Genomic DNA, 20,190 nt, shown 5'->3' with positions numbered 1-20,190 from the left:
GGACTCGTCGCAGTGGACCGAAGTCCTTCCCCCCACGGAATGCCCTGCCGAGCGAGTCGGAGATCCGGCAAGGAGATGTGATGCGAGAAGACGACGACCCGGGCAGCGGGCACACCCGCTCGAGGCGGGCGTTCATCAGGGCCAGTTCGATGGGGATGACGGCCGCTGCGCTCGCGGCGACCGGCGCGGCCTCGGTGGCGCCGGCGGCTTCGGCTGCCCCGGTGACGGCGGTGGAACGGGCCCGCCGGGCCGGAGGCCGACTGTCCGTAACCCCTGCCTGCGACGGCCATGAGACACCCGCGGCGATGGAGGGCCCCCTGTTCAAACCCGAGTCCCCGGAACGGGGCGATTTCATCACTCCCGCCATCAGGGGAGTCCGGCTCGACCTCACGGGTGTTGTCTACGACACCGGCTGCAGCCCCCAGCCGGGGACCCTCATGGAGTTCTGGCAGTGCGACCAGAACGGGGACTACGACACCTCCGGCTTCTCCCTGCGCGGACACCAGTACACGGACCGTCGGGGCGCCTTTCGCCTGACGACCATCATCCCCCGTGACTACTGGGGCCGTTGGGGCAAGCGCGCGCCGCACATCCACACCCAGGTCCAGACGCCCGGCGGGCCGGTCCTGATCACGCAGCTGTACTTCCCGGACGACACCCAGGCGTACGGCCGCGACTTCGCCGCGCTCAACGCCGGCGACGGGATCATCAACCGGTCCTGCACGATCACGCTTTCCGGCCCCGAGGACGGCGCCTACACCGGCGCGTTCGACTTCGTCGTCAAGACCACCGTCCAGTGACCGGCCGTCGGCCCCCGAGGAGGTTCCCGATGTACAAAGACACGTCAACTTCCCGACGCCCCCGCATCGGTCGCGCACCCGCTGTGGCCACACTGGCTGCCGGCGCCATCGCAACCGCCGGCCTGGTGCTCGCGGGTACCGGTTGGGCCGGTCCCGCCCCGGCCGCGGCCGAGTCGAACCTCTCCTCCGACACCGCGCGGGTCGCGGGACGATGGCAGCAGACACCCGTGCCGGTGGCCAAGGGCGATCTGACCGCCGTGGCCGCGCTCGACGGCCGGCAGGCGTGGGCCGTCGGATACCGGCTGAAGAGCGACAGCGAGGTCGAGGCCCTTGCCCTGCGCTGGAACGGCACGTCCTGGGCACAGGAATCGACTCTGCCCAACGGATCCTTCCCCGGAGCGCTCGCCGTACGTTCCGCCGGCGACATCTGGGCCGTCGGCGCCACGGCGGAGCACTGGGACGGTACGGCGTGGACCGTGCGCACCTTCGAACGAGACCCGGCCGGCCGGGTCCTGCCCGACGCGGTGGCCATCACGCCGGACGGGAAGGCCTGGACGGTCGGCCGGGCCGTGCCTCAGTCCGTCAAGAGCGGAGTGCCCGCCATCCAGGCCTGGGACGGCACCGCCTGGCGTCACCAGGCACTCCCGGCCGACGTCGGCAAGGGCGAACTCACCAGCCTGACCACCGTCGCCCCCAACGACATCTGGGCGGCCGGTACGACCTTCGCCACCGTTTCCACCGACCAGAGCGGCCTGCTCCTGCACTGGGACGGCACCTCCTGGCAGCGGATGTCCGCCCCGGCGGGCAAGAGCGGTGAGCACCGCTGGTTCGGCGGTATCACGGCACTGTCCGCGGACGACGTGTGGGCGGTCGGCGGAAGGACCTCGAACGGAGTGGAACACCCCTACGCCGCACACTGGGACGGCAAAAAGTGGACCGACGCCACGGTGCCCGATATCCCGGACGGGCGGCTTCGCGCCGTCGGCAAGGCCGGAGACGGCACGCTGTGGGCCGCAGGCGGCAAAGGCGCAGTCTCCGTAGCCCTGCGGTGGGACCCGACGCGGCAGCGCTGGGAGCAGGCCGCTGACCCGGCCGTCGTGGTCAGGGGGTTCAGCACGATCCCAGGCACCGCCGGCCTCTGGACCGTCGGCATCGCCAAGAACGGGGACCTGATCCCCGCGGTGCGCCGCTTCACCGGCTGACGTCCGCCGCGCAACACGGACCCCGACCACGGGAGCGGTCCGACCGCCCACTGGGGCGTTCGGACCGCAGAGCCCAAAGCAGCCGTCAGCACGCTCTGACACGCCACCGGCACTGCTCGCCCGCCCGTCAGCGCCACGAACGCCCGCTTGCACTCCGCGATGATCCGCTGTCTCCAGGTCGTACGCCCGCATCTCAGCCAGCCGCTTCCGGTAACCCCGCTTGAAGGCGGCGCGGTTGGGGGTTGTCTCGAAGCGTAGGACACATGCGTGAGTGTTTGAGATCCCGGACTGATGGCTTCGTCTACGGCCTTGGGGACCATCCGTACCGACGTTGGCGCAGGAGCCGACAGGACCTGAGTTGGAACGGTTCCACTTCTTCGATGACGACCGGAAGCTGATCGCGAAGCGGCGGCGTCCACTCAATCGTGTGACAGTCTCCAACAATGCGTAACGCGAGCTGACTCACGCTCGATGTAACCCGCGCCGCATCAGTCGTATGTGGAGATTCTGGCTCCGGCTTGAGTCCGTGCAGGTTCGGCCTGTGCCGAAGCTTGTCGCCAGGGTCCTGCCCGCACTCAGGGAGGGAAACTGATGATCAAAGTTACTCGGGCGCTCAGTGCAATCGTGCTGGCCGGCACTTTCACGATCGGCGCCGCCGCGGCCGCCTCGGCAGACCGGCACTCTCCTGCCGGTGCGGACAGCTGGGCTCAGTGCGAGTCTGGCGACTGGTGCATGTGGGACAACAACAACGCTGGTAGCGACGTGTACTTCGACACGACCGCGGTGAAGTACAGCGCGAACCTGGCGGCCCCGGGCTATGGATGGAACGACCGGGCCAACTCCGTCGCGAACATGACCACCAGGTATATCTGCGTCTATTGGGACAAGGATTACTCGGGCAACTACGTGCGCATTTCCCCCAACGGCCGGGTAAACCTCCCTGTCTCCTGGCGGAACCAGGTGAGTTCCTACCGGCAGTTGCCGGCCGGCATCAGCAGTTGCGTCTTCGACTGACGGCTCGGGAAGCGGCTTCCGCGGCTCCAACGGGATCGAGTACGAGCGGGGAGGCACGCCCTACAGGCTCCGGAAGCCGGAGTGGGACTGCCGCACGAGGGTTCGGGCCTGGGGGCCGCCCACGGCGAGCCGCCCAGGTTCACCCCAAGGCCTCCGATCGCCCGCCGGACGTGTCCCCAAGGCCGGGGTGGCCGCCTCGGAACCCGACTGTGGTACTCGAGGGAGCCTCCCTTCAGCTGCCGTTGGCGGGCTTCTTCGACCATCCGGTCTGGGGGCCTTCGCGGGTCAGGCGCCTGGTCATCAGTGTGATGAGTCCCCGGTCAGGTGCTCTTCGGAGCGTCGGGGAAGCCGTTCGCAGTCTCGGACGTTGCGCGGGATTTCGTGATCCAACCTGAAGGCCGTCCCGTAAGTGCTCGTCGCGTCGGTGGCCGGGGCGGAAACTGCGTAGCCGCTGGGTTCGCGGTGCCGGTATCGTCCGGTCTCCCGGCCGGCCGTAGCATCCGATTCCCCGTCCAGAGAGCAATTCACATGACCAGCCAGCACGCAACAACAACCCTGTGGCGCCCCACCGGCCCCGAGGAACTGGACCTGGTCCGCGAGCTGAACTGGCGTGCGTGGCCGCCCCGCCTCCCCGAGCAGCCGATCTTCTACCCGGTCCTCAACGAGGACTACGCGATCAGGATCGCGCGGGACTGGAACGTGAAGCACAGCGGTGCCGGCTTTGTCACCCGATTCGAGGTCGACTCGGAGTTCTTGAGTCGGTATCCCGTCCAGCAGGCCGGCGGGCAGACAATCCTCGAGCTCTGGGTTCCGGCCGAGGAGCTGGACGACTTCAACGCCCACATTGTCGGCGCGATCCAAGTGATCCACGAGTTCCGCCAAGACAGGGAGGCTTGCTGACTGACGCCCTGACCCGATGCGGTGATCCCGGCGTGGCTGGACTGATCACCTGGACTGATCACGGCGTCGGAGCCGTCCTGGTTCCCCCGTTCACCGGGCTGAGCCCACGCCAGTCGGGCAAGCCGGGGACCGCGCTGCGGCGCGCGGGAGCCGACACGGTGCGGCCGGGACGGCCGTGCGGTCTGCCGCTGGAGGACCGGCTACTGCTGGTCGCGGTCTACTGGCACACGTCGCCGAGCAGTCCAAGAACTACTGGTACTCCACCAACCACCAGGCCGTCGTCGAGGCCGGCAGCCGCCTCGCCTCATAGGCGCCTCTACCACTGCTGACCTGCCAGGACGGCAAGGACCGGCGAGTCCTGCCTCCTCATGGCCCACCCATAGCCCACTACGACGCCCGGGGCGCCGATCAGCAGTCGATCCGCAGTCCATCCGCAGGCTCGCTCAAGCGGGGGCATGGGGCGTGATCGGCGTCGTTCCGCGATGGGTGCCGGTCGCACCTTCAGCCCTGCCGCGGCATCGGGTGTCGGAGGGCGCGCTGGTATCGGCGGCGGTACGAGCGTTGTGCGAGCAGAAGCAGTGGGAACAGCGGCCGCCATGCACCCTTGGGGGCGCGGCTGGTCAACGAACGCAGGGTCAGGGTGACGTGGCCGTCGGGGGCGTTGCACACGATGAACGCCTCCTCACCGGACACTGGGTGACCGGGCAGTGTGCCGTAGGCGAAGCCGCATTTGTCGGGGGTGTCGACGACGGCGACTACTCGGACCGGTTCCCGAACAGCCAGCGGTCCCCACGCCGCCGTGATGGTGTATTCGGCCCCCTCGGTGACCCGTTCGCCGGCGCCCGCCAGCGGTGCGACGCTGAAGCCGCTACGACGCTTGATGCCCCAATGCAGGACGGCCTCGGAGGCGGCGCGCCAGTCGCTGTCGCCGTGCCCGATGACCACGGTCCGCTCGTAACGGCGGTAGCCCCGGATCCCGGTCGACCACATGTCGTCGCCGGGACACGTCACGCCGGGCGGAGCGTAGGTGAGGGTGTCGGCCAACGGCGCACCATGTGCTTGGCGGCGGTCTGCCGGTCTGTCCGAGGGCATTGGGACTCCTGTCACGGTGGCTGGTGGCCGAGCCTAGTGCCCGATGCCCCCACCTAACGCCGCGGTCGTCCTCCATCGAGAACCCGAGCCAGCGGTCTTCTGCAGGCGCAGCTCGACCTGGTCAACGCGCACGCACGCCTGGACATCTCGCAGGCGTGGGGCGACGGGACCGCCGTCGCGGCGGACGGCACCCACATGGACACCTATCTCGACAACCTGCTCTCCGAGACGAGCGTCAGGTACGGCAAGCCGGGCGGGATCGCCTACCACCACGTCTCGGACACGTACATCGCGCTGTTCACGCACTTCATCCCGTGCGGAGTGTGGGAGGCCGTCTACATCATCGAGGGCCTCCTGAAGAACACGAGCGAGGTGCAGCCGACTACCGTGCACGCAGATACGCAGGGCCAGAGCTTCCCGGTCTTTGCGCTCGCCCACCTGCTGGGCTTCCACCTGATGCCCAGGATTAGGAACTGGAAGGAACTGACCTTCTACCGGCCCTCCAAGCAGAGCGAGTACGTGCACATCGACTCGCTGTTCGGGGAGCCGGGCAAGCACGTCATCGCCTTCGACCTGATCGAGTCCCAGTTCCGGCACCTGATGCGCGTGGCCGTCTCCGTGAGGGAGGGGGCGATCTCCTCCTCCACGCTGCTCAAGCGGCTGCGCTCCGGGTCGCGGAAGAACGCCACCTACGCCGCCTTCCGCGAGGTCGGCCGCGTGATCCGCACCGTGCAGCTGCTGCGCTACCTCTCGGACGCGCCGCTGCGGCGGCGGGTGACTGCGGCGACGAACAAGGTGGAGTCGTTCAACCGGTTCTCCCAGTGGATCGGCTTCGGCAACCGCGGGGTCATCGCGGACAACGACCCGATCGAGCAGGAGAAGGCGATGAAGTTCAACGCCCTGCTCACGAACGCAGTGATCTTCCACAACGCCCTGGACATCGCGGAGATCGTGCGACAGCTGCTGGAGGAGGGTTGGGAGATTGATCCGGAAGACCTGGCGCACATCTCGCCGTACCTGACCGAGCACATCAACCGGTTCGGCGAGTACAGCACCCACGAGCTCGACATCCAGCCCGACGCGTACGACCCGAAGCTCGAGCTCGACTTCACCCCTCTACGCGAGCAGGACCTGACCGCCGCCGGCCTCGGCCAGGCCGCCTGAACCAACAGGGTGCCCACCTGGTGACGTGCCTTCAGCGGCGCAGGACGCTGACGACGCGCTCCCTGCCCAGGATCGGGGCGTCCTCGCATCCTTCGGGAGTAACGAGGTAGGGGTCGACCCACTTGCGGGAGTAGCCCGTCGGGTCGTCGTGGTCAGGGTAGGTGTGGCGGTGCGGCCATACGAACCACTGGTGCCGGTAGATACGGCCAGCGGTATCGCGGGCCCCGTGGTCCTCGTCGGGGGCGGGCCGGATGGACTGGCGGAGCGTGATGTAGCGGACCGGGGTGTCGGGGTGCTCGGCACCCGCCCGGCGCAGGCGCGGGCGGGTACCAGGGCGGCAGGCAACGCCGCCAGCGCGTCCGTGGTCACGGCGCGCCCTCAGCTACCGATGGGGCTGCTTCGTTTGGAGCAAAGGGCGCTGGTTCGACAGGTTTTTGCTTCTGAGGACCATTTCCCGGGGAGGGGGAAAAGGTGGTGCGGTCCGGGCACGATCTGTGCAGACTGGCGCGCGTGCTTATCGATCATTGGCCGTTGAAAGGCCTACGCGTACGGTCTCCGCGTCTGGAGTTGCGACTTCCATCCGAGGACGAGTTGGCGGAGCTTGCCGATGTCGCCGCGCGGGGCGTCCACGAGCCGAGCGCCAGGCCCTTCTTGACGCCCTGGACCGATCTGCCGCCAGCCGAGCGCGCACGGCATGTCATGCAGCTGCACTGGAGTCGGCTGGGACGGTGGACGCCGCAGAACTGGGCGCTGGAACTCGTCGCCTTCTTCGAGGGCCGCCCTGTCGGCGTTCAGGACATGCGAGCCGTGGATTTCGGCATCCGCCAAGAGATCGTCTCGGGCTCGTGGATCGGGCTGAACCATCAGGGTCGGGGACTTGGGACCGAGATGCGCGTTGCCATGCTGCACCTCGCGTTCGCGGAACTGGGTGCCGTGTCGGCGACATCGATGTCCTTCACTGACAACTTCTCCTCGGTTTCCGTGTCGCTGAAACTCGGCTACCGCCCCGACGGCATCACGCGTGACGTCCTGCACGGCAAGGTCATCGAGTCCCAGCGGTTCCGTCTCTCCCGTGAAGATTGGCACTTGCGCGAGCGTCCACCCGTGACGGTGAGCGGGCTCACGGGCTGCGAGGAGCTCTTCGGGATCGTCGGTGGGGAAGCAGGCACGGGGGCGGCTTAGAAAAACGACCCCTTCTTGCGTTCGGCGTTTCATAGGTGGTCGCTCATGAAACACCGCACCGCGCGGCGACTCATCTGCGGCGATCATGTTTCATGAGTTGTTGCAAACGGCTGGACGTCTGAAACACCCTCATGAAACGGTCTGGGGTGTGAGCGACGACTTCAAGCGCGTGGAATCGCACGACTGCCCCATGTCCACCTGCGCCGCCCCCGCGGGCTCGCCCTGCCGCACCGGCAAGAACAAGGTGGCGATCCAGTACCACACTGCCCGCTTCCGCCTCGTGCCCCAACTCACCAAGGTGCTCAGCGTGCCGACCCCCGCCGTACGCAAGCCGGGCTCGCTCTGGACCGAGCTGCCCCGGCCCGCGAGCGCCGGCGCCGAGCCGGTCGGACACGTCCGTCTCGGGTACGCCCGCGCCTCGACCGCGCGGCAATCCCTCGACGCACAGCTCGACTCCCTCGCCGAAGCCGGGGTGACCCGGGTCTTCTCGGAGAAGATCTCCACCCGCGCCACCCGACGCCCCGAGCTGGAGGCCGCCGTCAAGCTCGCCGGGGAGATCCGCTCCTCCGGCGTGCACGTCACCATCGTTGTCCACGAACACAAGCGACTCGGCCGCGGTATCGAACTGGCCACGCTCGCCGAGGAGCTGAAGGCGAGCGACGTCGGCCTGGAGTTCCTCACCGGGGAACTGAAGGGCTCGCACGACCCGTCCGGCATCGTGTTCACCGTACTAGCGGCCATGTCCGGCATGGAACGCGAGTACATCCGCGACCGCACCCTCGAAGGCCACGAGTCCGCCCGCAAACGCGGCAAGACCATCGGCGGCGCCGGCGTCACCGACGAATCCATGCTGTCCATGGCCCTCCACCTGCGCGAGCAGGAGATGAGCCTGCGCGACATCGCGAAGCGGGTCGTCATCACCACCGGCAAGAAGAAGGGCCAGCATCCCTCCCCGGCGACCGTGATGAGGATGCTGCGCGAGCACGACGAACACACCGCCGTGGTGTCGGCACCGTAGAAGACCCGTCCGAGGTTCAAGATCATCCCGTTGCCCCTTTGCCGCGTATCTCGGTCACACCCCGCTTTGGTGTTGCGCGTGCGGTGCTCGCCTGCCGCCGTGGCGACCCCGGCGCCGGACTCCACCTCGCGGCCATCCCATATGGAGTTACGCAGCCGGAGAGGAGGAGCCCCACCGAGCGCTACCTGAGTTCCGCGCGAAGCCGAGGTCAACGTCAACGTCCCTGGTGGGCCGCCCGCTCGCTGTTTCGGAGAAGACCCCTCAGGACGAGCTTCGCCTGCTCGCATCTGATGCCCATGTGCCCCGGTAGGAACATCGGAAAGGAAAACGGCGCTAAGCCCTGGCGGTACTCAAGAGAGGTTTTGAACTTCGGGTTCTGTGGCACCGGAGCCTTCGGCAGTCGTTGTCGATCGACTGTTGGGAGATCCGGGATGCCGGTCGAGTTTCTGACAGATGAGCATGCCGCAGCATGCGTGGCACTTCGCGGAGCGCCGTCCGTACGCAATTGCTGCACGGCCGCGCACGGTTGACCTATCGGTCAGCTGAGAGCTGGTTGCTGACCATCTCCAGCAACGCGGCGTGCGTCTGCTGGTCAGCCGCCACGACCAGTCCACCTGCGCCGGTGTGCAGCGGTTGGCCGTGGATGCCGGTCACCACGCAGCCAGCGGCTTTGCACAAGGCGATCCCGGCGGCGAAATGCACACTGTCGCGCAGGTGGCCGTCGGTGACGTAAGCGGCCCTTCGGCCTGCGGCGACCCAGGCCACCGCCAGGGTGGTGGAGACGACGCGAGGCCGGAAGTGCTCGGTGAATCCTGGGGCGGTGAGGATGCGAGCCGCCCGGAAGGCCGGTGAGTTGGGGAACGGTGGGTCGAGGTTGATGTCTACCAGCCGGGAACCGGGCGAAGGCGTCAGTTCCTCATCTACGCCGCCTTTTCGGAGATGGGCGCGTTCGCCGTCAGTCCAGAACACCTCGCCGTTGAACGGGTCGGCTGCTGCGGCCGCTGTGATGTCAGGCCCCACCCGCAGAGCGACGTTCACCGCGACCAGCATGTTGTGCACGGCGTAGTTCAGCGTGCCGCACAAGGGATCGACCAGCCACCTGCGATCCGCGCCGTCCGCTCCGGTGTGTCCGCTCTCCTCGCCCGTCACGGCATCGTCGGGTCGGGCGGTTCCCAGAATGTCGAGGATGGCCTTCTCTGCCGCAAGGTCTGCGGCTGTCGCGAAGTCACCAGCAGATTTCTCGAACCGCGCCAGCGATTCCCCGTACATGTCGCGGACCACAGCCGCTCCCGCTTCGGCTGCCGTCACGGCCAGTTGCGCGTCAGTCTCCGTGTTCATGATCAGCATGCTGCGCAGGATAACCGCGGCGTGTCGGCGATTGAGTGCTGGTTCGCGAGGTACTCGGCTGGGATCCACCTCAGCCTCGGCCTACGCCTGGTTGTCTGCCCTCCGTATGCCCCGGCCGGTCGCCGGGCACTCCAGCGTCCCGCGAGCGGCGGGTGATGTCCCGGTGGATCCAGCCGTGCCGATGCGCCTCGGCCAGGGCGGCGGTCACGGCATCCACCTGGGCCGCAGCTGGGCCGCATCATGCAGTTCGGTCCTCTTGTCCTCGACGGTGGCCTCTGAGTCATCGCTGGCCAGCGGCATGACGAACCAGTCGTGGACCGGGCCGGGCCGGGGGCGAGGACACCGAGAATCCCGGGACCGAATGTCCCCGGGACCCTCAATACTCCGGGACCGGGAACCTCGGGACAGTGAACTTCAGCGAACGAGGGCAGGGTCGGCGCGCTTTGCGGAACCTTTGCCCGGGAGCGGCCGTTGGTCAGGTGAGCGCGCGCGGGTCCGCGAGCGATGACTCAGACGAATACCGAGGTGACGTCAATGGCAGTGTGGGACCGGCTCAAGGACCAGGCCAGGACTCTGCAGCAGTCCCAGGGCGGGCGCGGCACGACCGGCGGACACAGCCGCGGCGCGGGGTCCGGCGGTGGTTCACGCGCCCAGTTGGTCAGCGCGCTCAAGACGCAGCTCGGCTCCCTCAAGACCGAGCTGAAGAGCGGTGCGTACCGAGACGCAAGCATGGCGATGTGCGCACTGGTCGCGGCTGCGGACGGGCAGGTGGACCCGGCCGAGCGGCAGCACGTCGAGTCGATGATCCTCAGCAATGAGGTGCTGCAGAACTTCCCGCCGGAGCAGTTGCGCCAGCGCTTCAACAAGCACGTGGACCAGCTGACCCACAACTTCCAGCAGGGCAAGGCCGAGGCGATGCAGGACATCGCCAAGGCCGCCAAGAAGCCGACCGAGGCGAGGGCGGTGATCCAGACCGGCATCGTCATCGCGGGTGCCGACGGCGACTTCTCGCAGGCCGAGCAGGTGATCATCCGGGAGGCCTGCACGGCGCTGGGAGTGTCTCCCGCCGAGTTTCAGCTCTGATGTACGCCTGATGTCCGGTTCCCGCGGTCCGGCCCGGGCAACGGCACCCCGCACCCGGCTATCGCCCTGGACATTCGAGGCCTTCGGTCAGCGGCCTGCAGGAACGGCGTGCGTCGGCACTCAACACGAGTGTGCGGGCCGGTGCGGGGCTCTTCCCGTCTCGGGGTGAGAGGGCCGGGGTGGAGGCGGGTACAGGCTGCGGACTGGGCGGGCCGCGCGGCAGGCGCAGTCCGGCCAGGCCGGGGCAGCGAGATCGCGTTGCGGACCAGGCCCTCGGGCATCGTCGCTTCCAACAACCCGCACAGCGGCGTGGAAACAGTCCACACCTCACCCACGGCGGAACAGAGCCTTCCACTCGCTCGGCCGCCCGGCATCCACGACCCGATGGCCTGGGGCCGGGCTGCGAGAGCAGCGAGACCGTCCATACGGGCCCATCGGATTGGCCACGGTCGAGACGAGAGGCCCGGTGCCCGCTGGCGGGCGTGGCCGCGACCACCCGATATCGATGCCGCCTCCGAGGCACAACGGGAACTCGACACCCGCCAACGGGCCACCGCGTGGACACAGACCAAGGTCCCCCGGTCTTCGCGACCGGGGGCTTTGCGTGTGCCGACTGGCTATCGCCCCGCCTGGACCGGCGCCGACGTGGCCGACTGGAACGTGGAAGTGGCACGGAGGTGTGCGCGGAAGTAGCCCGTACGGCTGTTGAGACATCCACCGAGAAGGTGTTCCCGCTGCCGGACCAGCCGGCCTCCGTGGCAGCCACGTCGGCCCAGTGCTTGCCGTCGCAGAAGAACGGGATGCGTACGTTGATGAGCGCGGGCGTCCAACCGTCGGGCAAGTCGATGGACGTCTGCACGTGCACCTCCCCGGCCCGGTGCGAGGGGCTTCGAACAGAGCGCAGCCACGAAAGGGTGCAGCCGCGGGATCGCCGGCGAACGATTCCGCACTGGCCCGCAGCCGTTCGTACGCGGCTGGGGGAACGACACATGCCTGCAGTCCGGAAGCCATGAGGTGGTGTTTCCGCCACTCTGCACGCGTTCCTTTCCGCAGCACTCCTGCCATCGGCACGGCCTGCACCGCACGTCAGAGACTCAGGGAATTATCCCTTCAATGGCGCTAAACCCTCTCCTCCACAAGGTCTCCACACGGCATACTCAGGCCCGGCAGCTGAGGGCGCCTGGCATCATCCGATGTGTGGCAACCGTTTCCGACAATGCGCGATCAGTTCTGCTGTAAGCCATCACGCACCGCCGTACTGCCGTCATAGGCCGGGAAGGCGAGCACACCGTAAGCGGCCGTTTCCGGCGGGCAAAATTCTGCTGTCCCGTACCAAGGTGACGAGGCAAAGATTCGCGGGCCCGTGGAACGGCCTCACGCACCCAAACGGCAAACGCCATTCCAGGCATGCGGGTGGCGTTGCTGCGCCATGTCACCACTGGATGGGCCACGAAAGTATTTCGTGCCGAACAACGATCCCGCACGCTTTCCAGGAGGCAGGTCATGGACAAGGCGCTTTATCGCACCGTTGCGCTCCTGACAACGGTGTTCGGCTTCACGCTGTGCCTCACCGGCCCGGCGAGTGCGACCCCCGGTACCCAGCCGCCCGGCTCCGCCGTGGCCGGCACGCTGGTGAGCAAGAACGGCACGTCGGTCACCGTCACCGCCGCTGTGGGCCTGGGCAACACCATCTCCGTGTGGCAGGTCGGCAACACGATCCGGGTGAGGGACACCGGTGACACCATCGTGGCTTTCGGCGGGTGCACCGCGATCAGCGCCACAGAGGCCGTCTGCCCGGGGGCCAACAGCCTCACCGAGTTCGTCGTCAACGCCGGTGACCAGGCCGACAACGTCACGTCCTCCCTGGCGAGTCCGGGGGTAACCCTGGTCGGTGGCGCGGGTGACGACAGCCTCCAGGGCGGCAGCGCCAACGACACCCTGGAAGGCGACGAAGGCTCCGACTTCCTCTCCGGTGGAGGCGGCAACGACACGCTCACCGGCGCCAGCGGCCCGGACCGGATCTTCGGCGGCGCCGGCAACGACTCGATCGAGGGCCGGGCCAGCTCCGACGTCATCAACGCAGGCGCCGGCAACGACGTGGTGAGCGGTGGCGACGGTGACGACCAGGTGGTCGCCGGCACCGGCAACGACTTCGTGGAGGGGGGCCCGGGCCGCGACAGTCTCAACGCCGTCGATGATGTCAGCGGCAACGACTACGTCCAGGGGGGCACCCAGGCCGACAGCTGCCCGGCCGACCTGGGCGACAGCGTCACAGAGTGCCCATGACCGGCGCGCGCGAACGGCACGGAGACAGGCCCCCAGTGCCAGCTACACGACGAAGGAGACGCACAACCATGACAGCACGACGTATCTACGTGATCCTGTCGGCCGGAGCGCTCCTCTGCGCTGCACTGGCCGGCACCTCGGCCTCAGCGGCCCCGCTCACCGCCGAGCCCCGGCAACTCGCGGGCGCCACGGTGGTCGAGATGGCCGGCGGCACCCTGCTCGTCACGGCGGATCAGGGCGTGGCCAATGACATCACCATCCGCCGTCAGGGCAGCGTCGTCCTCGTGTCGGACAACACGGACGAAGTGCGCGCCGTAGCCCCCTGCGAGACACGGTCGGAGAACACCGCGGCGTGCCCGCTCCCCACGGCCGTGCAGGTCAACGGCCAGGACGCCGACGACGACATCACGGTCTCCCCGAATCTGGATGTTCCCGCCACTCTCTACGGGGGCGACGGCAAGGATCAGCTCAACGGCGGCCCCCGCGCGGATCGTCTCGTCGGCGACGACCCGACCGGGGTCCTCGGCCTCACAGCAGCGACTCCGGGCAACGACACCATCAACGGTGGGCCCGGAAACGACACCATCTCCGGACTGGGAGGGAACGACACCATTAACGGCAATGCCGGAAACGACACCCTCAACGGGGACGAGGGCAACGACACCCTCAACGGGAACACCGGAAACGACACTCTGGCCGGAGGAAGCGGCAACGACACCCTGAGCGGCGACGAGGGCAACGACACCCTCAACGCCACCGACGGCGTCAACGCCAACGACAGCCTCGACGGCGGCCTCGCCTTCGACTCCTGCAACCGCGACACCGGCGACTCGATGGTCAACTGCCCCTGACAGCAGGTCCGGTGTGCCCTCGCGGCTGAGAGGGCGTGAAGCGGTCGGCCGGGGCGCGGCCCGTTGCACCTCGCCCCGGCCCGACGAGCATCGCACCGACCGAGCACACACTGGGGAGATCGTGTCCGGCGCTCGCCATTGGCCAGCTCGCTGCCCAGACGGGGGTCACAGTTCGGGCCGTGCGCCCCTATCACCGGCGCGGCCTGCTCGCCGAACCCGAACGTGACGCTTCGGGATATCGGCGCTACGACGCCCAGGCCGTGGTGGGCCTGATCCGGATCCGGCTGGGGATCACGGGGGAGCCGAACAACTCGCCCGGCAAGCCGCCGAGGCCGGCCACACGTGGGCCTTGTACCAGCTCGCCAGAGGACGAGGGCGGCCGGGAACTACGAAAGCGCGGAGATCCTGTATCGGCAAGCCAAAGAGGCAGGCAACACCGACGCATTGCACCGGCTCGCTGAGCTGCGGGAAAGAGCCGGGGATCGTGAGGAGGCCGAACAGCTCGCCGGGCAGGCCGTCGACGCCGGCGGGACCCTGGCCCTCTTCCGGCTCGCCGAACTGCACGACAGGGCCGCGGAACAGGTGGGGGCCTCCGCGAACGGTGACAGGTGCCGCGGGGTGAGGTCGAACTCCGACGAGCTCGGCCGGCGCTTGTCGGCTTCGGCGGCGGCTCGCAGAAGGCGGCAACTCTCAGGATGACACTCCGTAGCAGGTGGCGATCGCGGCGGCGCGGTTGCGCAGGGAGTTGCGCAACCACGGCGGGGCCAGGGCCTCCGCGCTCGTGGCGAGCTGCCACAGCGCCCATTCGGCATGTCTCGAATCTTGGAAGGTCACCTCCAGCCGCAGCCAGCCGTCTGCGTCGGCTTCCTCGGCGAGGACGGCCAGCGCGGTGCCCACCAGATCCTCCCGCCGCGCCGGGTTCACCCGTACCAGCACGGTGACTTGGTCGCCGCCGGTCCGAAACCGTGTGCTGCGTTCCTGCCAGGCCCGGTCCAGATCGACCCGTTCTGGTCGCTGTGCCGGTTCGGCGAGTTCCTCGGCGGCCAAGATGCGGGACAGCCGGTAGGTGCGGTCCGCGCCGGACCGCGTGGCCAGCAAGTAGCCCTGGTCGCGCACGGTGACCAGGCCGATCGGGTCCACCGTGCGCCACTTCGGGGTCTGATCCACAGCCGCGTAGTGGATGCGCAGCTTGTGTCCGGCGAACACCGCGCGCCGCACCTCGGCCACGATGGTGTCAGGCACCTCCTCGACAACCGGCCGACGCGAGAGGAGGTCGGTCTCCGGGTCGATGAGCAATCGCTGAGCCGCGCCGGCCGCGGTGGCCCGAGAGCGTTCGGGCAGCGCGTCAACCACCTTGCGCATGGCCGAAGCGAGCGCCGAGCCGAGTCCGAATGCCTGCGCGCCGCGCCGCGATCCGGCGACCAGCAGGGCAAGTGCCTCGTCGTGGTTCAGTCCGGTGAGCTCGGTCTGGAAACCGGGCAGCAAAGCGAAGCCGCCGTGCCGACCGCGTTCGGCGTAGACCGGGACGCCGGCTGCGGACAGCGCCTCGATGTCGCGCAGCACGGTGCGGGTGGATACCTCCAGCTCGCGGGCCAGCGCGGTCGCGGACAGCCGACCGTGCTGCCGCAGCAGCAGGACCAGCGATACCAACCGATCGGCGCGCATACGAAAACACTACAGGAATACACGACATGAGATGTCGTGATTCGTTGGGAGGCTTACCAGCATGACAACGCCCCATCGCACACGAGAGGTGACCCACATGGCACACGCCATTGTCAATCCGGACGGTTTGCACGACCCGGTCCCGTTCGGCTACAGCCACACCGCCACCGTCCCCGCAGGTACGGAACTGGTGCTTATCGCGGGTCAGTACGGATCGGGCCCAGACGGCGCGGTTGTCTCGACCGACTTCACCGAGCAGGTGAAGCAGACGTTCCACAACATCGGCGTCGCTCTTGCCGCCCATGGGCTAGACCTCAGCCACGTCGTCCAGCTCAGGACGTATGTGGTGAACCATGACGTCAGCAAGCTTGGGCCAATCGCCGGGGCCGTGCAGGAGGGCTGGGGCACGAAACCGCCCACGCAAACCCTCATCGGTGTCGCGAGCCTGGCTGCGCCTGACGTGCTGTTCGAGGTCGAGGCCGTCGCCGCCCGGCCCTGACTCGCCGCCGCCCGCAGCCGGGCTGTTCAACCCGACGCGGGTGGCGGTTCAGTAACGGGGTGGCGTGGCAATGTGAACGGGCGCCATCGGACACGAAGGTCCGGGCAACACGTCGCTCCGGTGAGGGACCACCTCGTAGGCGAGCGCACGCGGCTCGCCTACGAGGCGTCGAGGAGGCGTGCGTGATGCTCGCCACCTGTCTGTCACGTCCGTCAGGACCGCACGGCCGACCGTGTTCCGGGCCCACGGTCCGCGGTCCGCGCACCACCGGGCCCGACTAGAGTGCCGGACGTGGCGATCGACGCGGATGTGGTGGTGGGGGCAGGGCCGGTCGGCCTGAGCGCCGCACTGCTGCTCGCCCGGTCGGGGCTCGGTGCGGTGGCGCTGGAACGCCGTCCCGGTCCGGTCACCGAGTCCCGGGCGACGGACCTGCACGCGCGGACCCTGGAGGCCCTGGCCCCGAGCGGGCTGGCCGAGTCACTACACCCGCTGGGCCGGCGCGTGGACACGGTGGAGATGTGGTCGCAAGGGCACAGGCTCGGCGGCTTCGACCTGACACGCCTGCGCTCCCCGTACCCGTACATCCTGACCGTCCCGCAATGTGCGACCGAGGGCATGCTCGCCACGGAGGCCGAACGCGCGGGTGTGCGCGTGCACCGCTCGGCGGCCGTCCGGTCGGTCGAGGAGAACGCCGATGGCGTCACCGTGCTGTCGGACGCCCTCGACCCACTGCGCGCCCGCTGGGTAGTGGCGGCCGACGGCGCGTCGAGCACACTGCGCGCCCTGGCCGGTACGGCGTTTCGCGGCCGGACCTATGCCGGCACGTGGCAGCTCGCCGACCTGCGGGTCGAGGATCCCTCGCTGGACCCGGCGCGAGTGCATATGATCGGCGGGCCGCGCGGCCTTCTCGTGGTGGTTCCGATGCACCTCGACGGCTGGGCCCCGGTGGTGCTGCACCTGCCGCACGGCCCCGCACCGAACGGTGCGGACGGCCCGGGGATGCTCGCCGCCGAGGCGGCGGCCCGGGGGTGGACGGCGGCCGTACGCGAATGCCGCTGGACGAGTACCTTCCGCACCCACCGGCGCCTCGCCGCACGCCACGGGAGCCGGCGGGTGCTGCTGATCGGCGACGCCGCCCATGTGTGCAGCCCGGTCGGCGGGCAGGGACTCAACCTCGGCCTGCGGGACGCCGTCTCACTCGCCGCCGCGCTGCCGGGTGCGACCGCCCGCGGCGGCCGTGCGGCCGACGGGCTCACGGCCTGGCGCCGCGCCCGCCGCGCCGACGCCCTGCGCGTGCTCGCCCGCACCGACTTCGCCACCCGCGCCTGGACGCTGCGCTCGGCACCCGCTCGCGCCGTACAGGACACAGCTCTGCGCGGCGTCCTCACCACCCCGGCCGGGCGCAGCCTGCTCGCCGAGGCGGTCACCGGACCGCGCCCGGCTCGATCCTGAACCCGCCGCGGCCCACCGCCCGGCACTATTGAACCCTTCACTGCCGGACGGGTCCGGCCGGGTCGGGTCGGTCTGGAGACGATGCCGGCCGTGGTACCGCGAAGGTACGTGGCGACATCCCCGGGCGGGGCCGCAGCCGGCCAGCCCGAGCCGTCGCGGATCAGGCTTGCGGCGTACGTCCTCAGGGCTCGGCGCAGACGCTGTCGCGTTGTTGGCCTGCGGTGAGGAGGATGGCCGGGAGGTCTGCCGCGACCGTCGCAGGCGAGGTGGAGTTCGGTGGTCAGGTCTTCTCGGGACAGGCCGACGGCGCGATCGTCCGGTTCATCCAGCTGATGCTTCTCCTCTTTCGGCCGGTTACGGCGGCGCGCTGGTGGGCGCGGACGATGGTGCAGTCGATCTGGACCGGCCAGTCGATGTCACCGGTCGCATCGGCCTGGCGACATGGGTCTGCTGGAGGGCGCGGGGAAAGACGCCCTCCAGGCCCGAGACGCCGTTCATCTGCGGCAAGAGGGAAGCGGTGTCCGCCGACGCGTATCCCCCTCTGCTCTGCCCTCACGCGTGGGGGGTGAACGCCGGTCGGGGGCAGCCGACACAAGCTGGGTCTGCCGGGGACCGCGGTGTCGGCAGTCCCGGGAGTCCCCGAACCGGTGTCCGGCCCGGGGACTCCCGACGACTCACTCGCCCGATGACACGCTAGGTTACCAATCTGTTACACTCGGTGACCATGCGGGGACGGAGCCCTGCGTATGTGCCGGGGATTGGCGGCAACCCCAAGGCGCTGCCCTGCCCAATCGCATGCGGGCGCGGTGCAGACCGCCGCACACATCCAGTGGCATATCCATGAAAAGCACCCAAGCAGAGGCGGTAGTCATGGCGCAGGAAGCCAGGATCGACGTCGAGTTGACGGCGAAGCAGGCTGAAGAGAAGCCCTCGGCCGAGGCGTCGGCGACGCTCGCCGGGGCGCTGAAGCCGGGCGTCTGGTTCGCGAGCCCGGCCCGTGCGGCCCATCCCGAGGATCGGAAGCCAAGGACCTGGGAGCTGCGGTCCGCCCGGCCCTACCGACGCGAGGTGGCGACCGGATCGGCGGAGGTCTACTTGGCCAACGGACACAAGAGCCTGAAGCGGCCCTTCATCTTCGCGGACGGCTTCAACTACGGCCCCAGCGATCTGCCAGGACTGTGGGGGCACTTCAACGCGCCCTACAAGAAGGGCAAGCCCGGCCTCCTCGACCAACTGCTCGCCGCGGGCGTCGACGTCATCCTGGTCGGCTTCGAGCAGCGTCACACCTACATCCAGGCGAACGCCGGTGTGGTGATCAGCGCCATCCAGCAGGCCATCAGCGAGCGGCAGGGCGATGCCCCGCTGATCGTGGGCGGAGTGAGCATGGGCGGCATGATCACCCGCTATGCCCTCGCCGAGATGGAGCACCACGGCATGGACCACCAGACGGAGACCTACATCTCCTGGGACACCCCCCACAACGGAGCGTGGATCCCGCTGGTGCTCCAGCAGATGGCCTACTTCTTCGAGTCCTTCCCCACCGGCAACCCCGACGCGCCCAAGCAGGCCGACCTGATCAGGAGCCCCGCAGCCCAGCAACTGCTGTGGGCCTGGGTCGAAAATGCCAAGTACTCCGGCCCGGTCGCCACTACCAGCGAACTGCGTAAGCAGTTCCTGGCGGAGCTGAAGCAGTACGGCCAGTTCCCGATGCGCCCCCGCAAGCTGGGCGTGGCCAACGGCACCGGAGACGGCACAGGCCGCGACCTGCCGCCCGGCGAGACGGTGTTCGACTGGCGACTGCCGCTGATTGCCGCCGCGACGGCCCGCTTCCAGCCCAACGGCGGCGAGCACCAGCCGGTCGGCGAGATGAAGGCGCTGGGTCAGGTACGCCGCAGCAACACCTCCCACGTACCTGCCCTCGACGGCGCCCCCGGCGGCGGTCTCGCCTCCTTCGGCATGATCGCCGACGCGCTCAAGGCCGAGATCCCACAGGAGTACCGCAGCAGTTGCTTCGTCCCGGCGGTGAGCGCGGTAGCGCTGGACTTCGACCCGGTCGCATGGAACGTAAGCCCTTACGAGGACATCGAGTCGCTGCCCGTCGAGAAGAGCATGCTCGACGAGTTCAAGTGCGACACGGAGAACACCGAGCACAGCCAGGTCACCGAGACGCTGGCCGACTGGGTCGTGGAGCGGATCGTCGGCTGACGCCAACGATCCGTGCACTGCGGTCACTTCGGCGGCCTACTGCCTCCGGAGTGACCGCGGTACATCACGCCACGTCAGGCTGCGGCCGGGCACCCGTTGATGCCCGTTGGGCCACGTCTCCAGGTTCGTACACCAGCGACGACTCCTGCCGGTCGGTGTCGCCCTGTGCCTCCTCCTCTTTGTGTCGGCCCGGCCGCCGAAGGTCCGGCGCCGCCGGGGCTCTCCATGCTGTGTGGGGGCAGGGGGACGCGTCGGTCCATTGGTCGAGAACCTGGTGCTGGAGCCGGTCCGTCAGCTCGGGTTCGGTGCTGCTGCCAGGACCGGTGACCGGGCCCTCCACGACCGCGAGCGCGGCGAAGGCAAGCGACACGTCCAGGCGGTCCTCGCCCTCGCCCGCCGCCGCGTCAACGCACTACAGGCTCTGATCCGC

16 protein-coding genes and 3 pseudogenes are annotated in these 20,190 nt (G+C 68.8%); 15 read left to right on the top strand and 4 right to left on the bottom strand.

Going from position 1 to position 20,190, the window contains the following annotated elements; all coding sequences use genetic code 11:
• The first annotated feature begins 80 nt into the window (after positions 1 to 80).
• From OG883_RS38875 to OG883_RS38855, 5 genes and pseudogenes are all read left to right on the top strand, one after another.
• Positions 81 to 800: a dioxygenase gene (locus OG883_RS38875; protein WP_266551645.1), complete on the top strand. Its 720-nt coding sequence runs from the start codon at positions 81 to 83 to the stop codon at positions 798 to 800.
• An 83-nt stretch (positions 801 to 883) separates the two neighbouring features.
• Entirely contained in the window at positions 884 to 2,002 is a 1,119-nt protein-coding gene (locus tag OG883_RS38870; protein ID WP_266551643.1) for a hypothetical protein, read from the top strand.
• Positions 2,003 to 2,593: 591 nt separating this feature from the next.
• A complete protein-coding gene (locus OG883_RS38865; protein ID WP_266551641.1) occupies positions 2,594 to 3,016 on the top strand; it encodes a peptidase inhibitor family I36 protein in 423 nt (140 codons plus the stop codon).
• Positions 3,017 to 3,544: 528 nt separating this feature from the next.
• Positions 3,545 to 3,916 carry a hypothetical protein gene (locus OG883_RS38860; protein ID WP_266551639.1) on the top strand — a complete coding sequence of 124 codons (372 nt, stop codon included), beginning with the start codon at positions 3,545 to 3,547 and terminating at the stop codon, positions 3,914 to 3,916.
• A 54-nt stretch (positions 3,917 to 3,970) separates the two neighbouring features.
• Positions 3,971 to 4,217 (top strand): annotated as a pseudogene (locus OG883_RS38855) (IS5/IS1182 family transposase); the annotation flags it as partial.
• A 200-nt stretch (positions 4,218 to 4,417) separates the two neighbouring features.
• On the opposite strand, the gene OG883_RS38850 reads toward OG883_RS38855, so the two are convergent.
• Positions 4,418 to 4,960 (bottom strand): DUF1990 family protein, encoded by a 543-nt coding sequence (locus tag OG883_RS38850; RefSeq protein WP_266551637.1) that lies wholly within the window; start codon positions 4,958 to 4,960, stop codon positions 4,418 to 4,420.
• 144 nt (positions 4,961 to 5,104) lie between these two features.
• Here OG883_RS38850 and OG883_RS38845 point away from each other — a divergent pair.
• The 3 genes and pseudogenes from OG883_RS38845 to OG883_RS38835 form a co-directional block, all read left to right on the top strand.
• A pseudogene (locus OG883_RS38845) lies at positions 5,105 to 6,172 on the top strand (transposase); the annotation flags it as partial.
• 471 nt (positions 6,173 to 6,643) lie between these two features.
• Positions 6,644 to 7,354, top strand: a complete 711-nt coding sequence (locus OG883_RS38840; RefSeq protein ID WP_266551635.1) for a GNAT family N-acetyltransferase — start codon at positions 6,644 to 6,646, stop codon at positions 7,352 to 7,354.
• 148 nt (positions 7,355 to 7,502) lie between these two features.
• Entirely contained in the window at positions 7,503 to 8,372 is an 870-nt protein-coding gene (locus OG883_RS38835) for a recombinase family protein (protein ID WP_266551633.1), read from the top strand.
• Between the two features lie 531 nt (positions 8,373 to 8,903).
• On the opposite strand, the gene OG883_RS38830 is transcribed toward OG883_RS38835, so the two are convergent.
• Positions 8,904 to 9,719 carry an inositol monophosphatase family protein gene (locus OG883_RS38830; RefSeq protein WP_266553222.1) on the bottom strand — a complete coding sequence of 272 codons (816 nt, stop codon included), beginning with the start codon at positions 9,717 to 9,719 and terminating at the stop codon, positions 8,904 to 8,906.
• Positions 9,720 to 10,253: 534 nt separating this feature from the next.
• Here OG883_RS38830 and OG883_RS38825 point away from each other — a divergent pair.
• The 4 genes and pseudogenes from OG883_RS38825 to OG883_RS38810 form a co-directional block, all read left to right on the top strand.
• Complete coding sequence (locus OG883_RS38825; RefSeq protein ID WP_266551631.1) at positions 10,254 to 10,802, top strand: tellurite resistance TerB family protein; 549 nt, start codon at positions 10,254 to 10,256, stop codon at positions 10,800 to 10,802.
• A gap of 1,503 nt (positions 10,803 to 12,305) precedes the next feature.
• The gene (locus OG883_RS38820; protein WP_266551629.1) at positions 12,306 to 13,088 is read left to right on the top strand and encodes a calcium-binding protein; all 783 of its coding nucleotides are present in this window, start codon (positions 12,306 to 12,308) and stop codon (positions 13,086 to 13,088) included.
• 68 nt (positions 13,089 to 13,156) lie between these two features.
• Complete coding sequence (locus tag OG883_RS38815) at positions 13,157 to 13,939, top strand: calcium-binding protein (RefSeq protein WP_266551627.1); 783 nt, start codon at positions 13,157 to 13,159, stop codon at positions 13,937 to 13,939.
• A gap of 110 nt (positions 13,940 to 14,049) precedes the next feature.
• Positions 14,050 to 14,223, top strand: a pseudogene (locus OG883_RS38810) (MerR family DNA-binding transcriptional regulator); the annotation flags it as partial.
• 406 nt (positions 14,224 to 14,629) lie between these two features.
• Here OG883_RS38810 and OG883_RS38805 read toward each other — a convergent pair.
• The gene (locus OG883_RS38805) at positions 14,630 to 15,604 is read right to left on the bottom strand and encodes a YafY family protein (protein ID WP_266551625.1); all 975 of its coding nucleotides are present in this window, start codon (positions 15,602 to 15,604) and stop codon (positions 14,630 to 14,632) included.
• A 97-nt stretch (positions 15,605 to 15,701) separates the two neighbouring features.
• Between OG883_RS38805 and OG883_RS38800 the strand changes: the two genes are divergently transcribed.
• The 3 genes from OG883_RS38800 (at position 15,702) to OG883_RS38790 (ending at position 19,760) form a co-directional block, all read left to right on the top strand.
• Positions 15,702 to 16,103, top strand: coding sequence for a RidA family protein (locus OG883_RS38800; RefSeq protein WP_266551623.1), 402 nt, complete (start codon positions 15,702 to 15,704; stop codon positions 16,101 to 16,103).
• Between the two features lie 291 nt (positions 16,104 to 16,394).
• Positions 16,395 to 17,555, top strand: a complete 1,161-nt coding sequence (locus tag OG883_RS38795) for an NAD(P)/FAD-dependent oxidoreductase (protein WP_266551621.1) — start codon at positions 16,395 to 16,397, stop codon at positions 17,553 to 17,555.
• Positions 17,556 to 18,395: 840 nt separating this feature from the next.
• Entirely contained in the window at positions 18,396 to 19,760 is a 1,365-nt protein-coding gene (locus OG883_RS38790; protein ID WP_266551609.1) for a triacylglycerol lipase, read from the top strand.
• Between the two features lie 64 nt (positions 19,761 to 19,824).
• Here OG883_RS38790 and OG883_RS38785 read toward each other — a convergent pair whose 3' ends face one another.
• Positions 19,825 to 20,130 carry a hypothetical protein gene (locus OG883_RS38785; protein WP_266553329.1) on the bottom strand — a complete coding sequence of 102 codons (306 nt, stop codon included), beginning with the start codon at positions 20,128 to 20,130 and terminating at the stop codon, positions 19,825 to 19,827.
• Between the last annotated feature and the right edge of the window lie 60 nt (positions 20,131 to 20,190).

It is taken from the genome of Streptomyces sp. NBC_01142, assembly GCF_026341125.1.
Taxonomy (GTDB): domain Bacteria; phylum Actinomycetota; class Actinomycetes; order Streptomycetales; family Streptomycetaceae; genus Streptomyces.
This window is presented reverse-complemented; position numbering and strand designations above follow the sequence as displayed.

Excerpts from the sequence above, each read along its gene's own strand:
- OG883_RS38830 (WP_266553222.1), bottom strand. The coding sequence starts at position 9,719 with ATGCTGATCATGAACACGGAGACTGACGCGCAACTGGCCGTGACGGCA.
- OG883_RS38865 (WP_266551641.1), top strand. The coding sequence starts at position 2,594 with ATGATCAAAGTTACTCGGGCGCTCAGTGCAATCGTGCTGGCCGGCACT.
- OG883_RS38800 (WP_266551623.1), top strand. The coding sequence starts at position 15,702 with ATGGCACACGCCATTGTCAATCCGGACGGTTTGCACGACCCGGTCCCG.
- OG883_RS38815 (WP_266551627.1), top strand. The coding sequence starts at position 13,157 with ATGACAGCACGACGTATCTACGTGATCCTGTCGGCCGGAGCGCTCCTC.
- OG883_RS38820 (WP_266551629.1), top strand. The coding sequence starts at position 12,306 with ATGGACAAGGCGCTTTATCGCACCGTTGCGCTCCTGACAACGGTGTTC.
- OG883_RS38825 (WP_266551631.1), top strand. The coding sequence starts at position 10,254 with ATGGCAGTGTGGGACCGGCTCAAGGACCAGGCCAGGACTCTGCAGCAG.
- OG883_RS38805 (WP_266551625.1), bottom strand. The coding sequence starts at position 15,604 with ATGCGCGCCGATCGGTTGGTATCGCTGGTCCTGCTGCTGCGGCAGCAC.
- OG883_RS38790 (WP_266551609.1), top strand. The coding sequence starts at position 18,396 with ATGAAAAGCACCCAAGCAGAGGCGGTAGTCATGGCGCAGGAAGCCAGG.
- OG883_RS38860 (WP_266551639.1), top strand. The coding sequence starts at position 3,545 with ATGACCAGCCAGCACGCAACAACAACCCTGTGGCGCCCCACCGGCCCC.
- OG883_RS38875 (WP_266551645.1), top strand. The coding sequence starts at position 81 with ATGCGAGAAGACGACGACCCGGGCAGCGGGCACACCCGCTCGAGGCGG.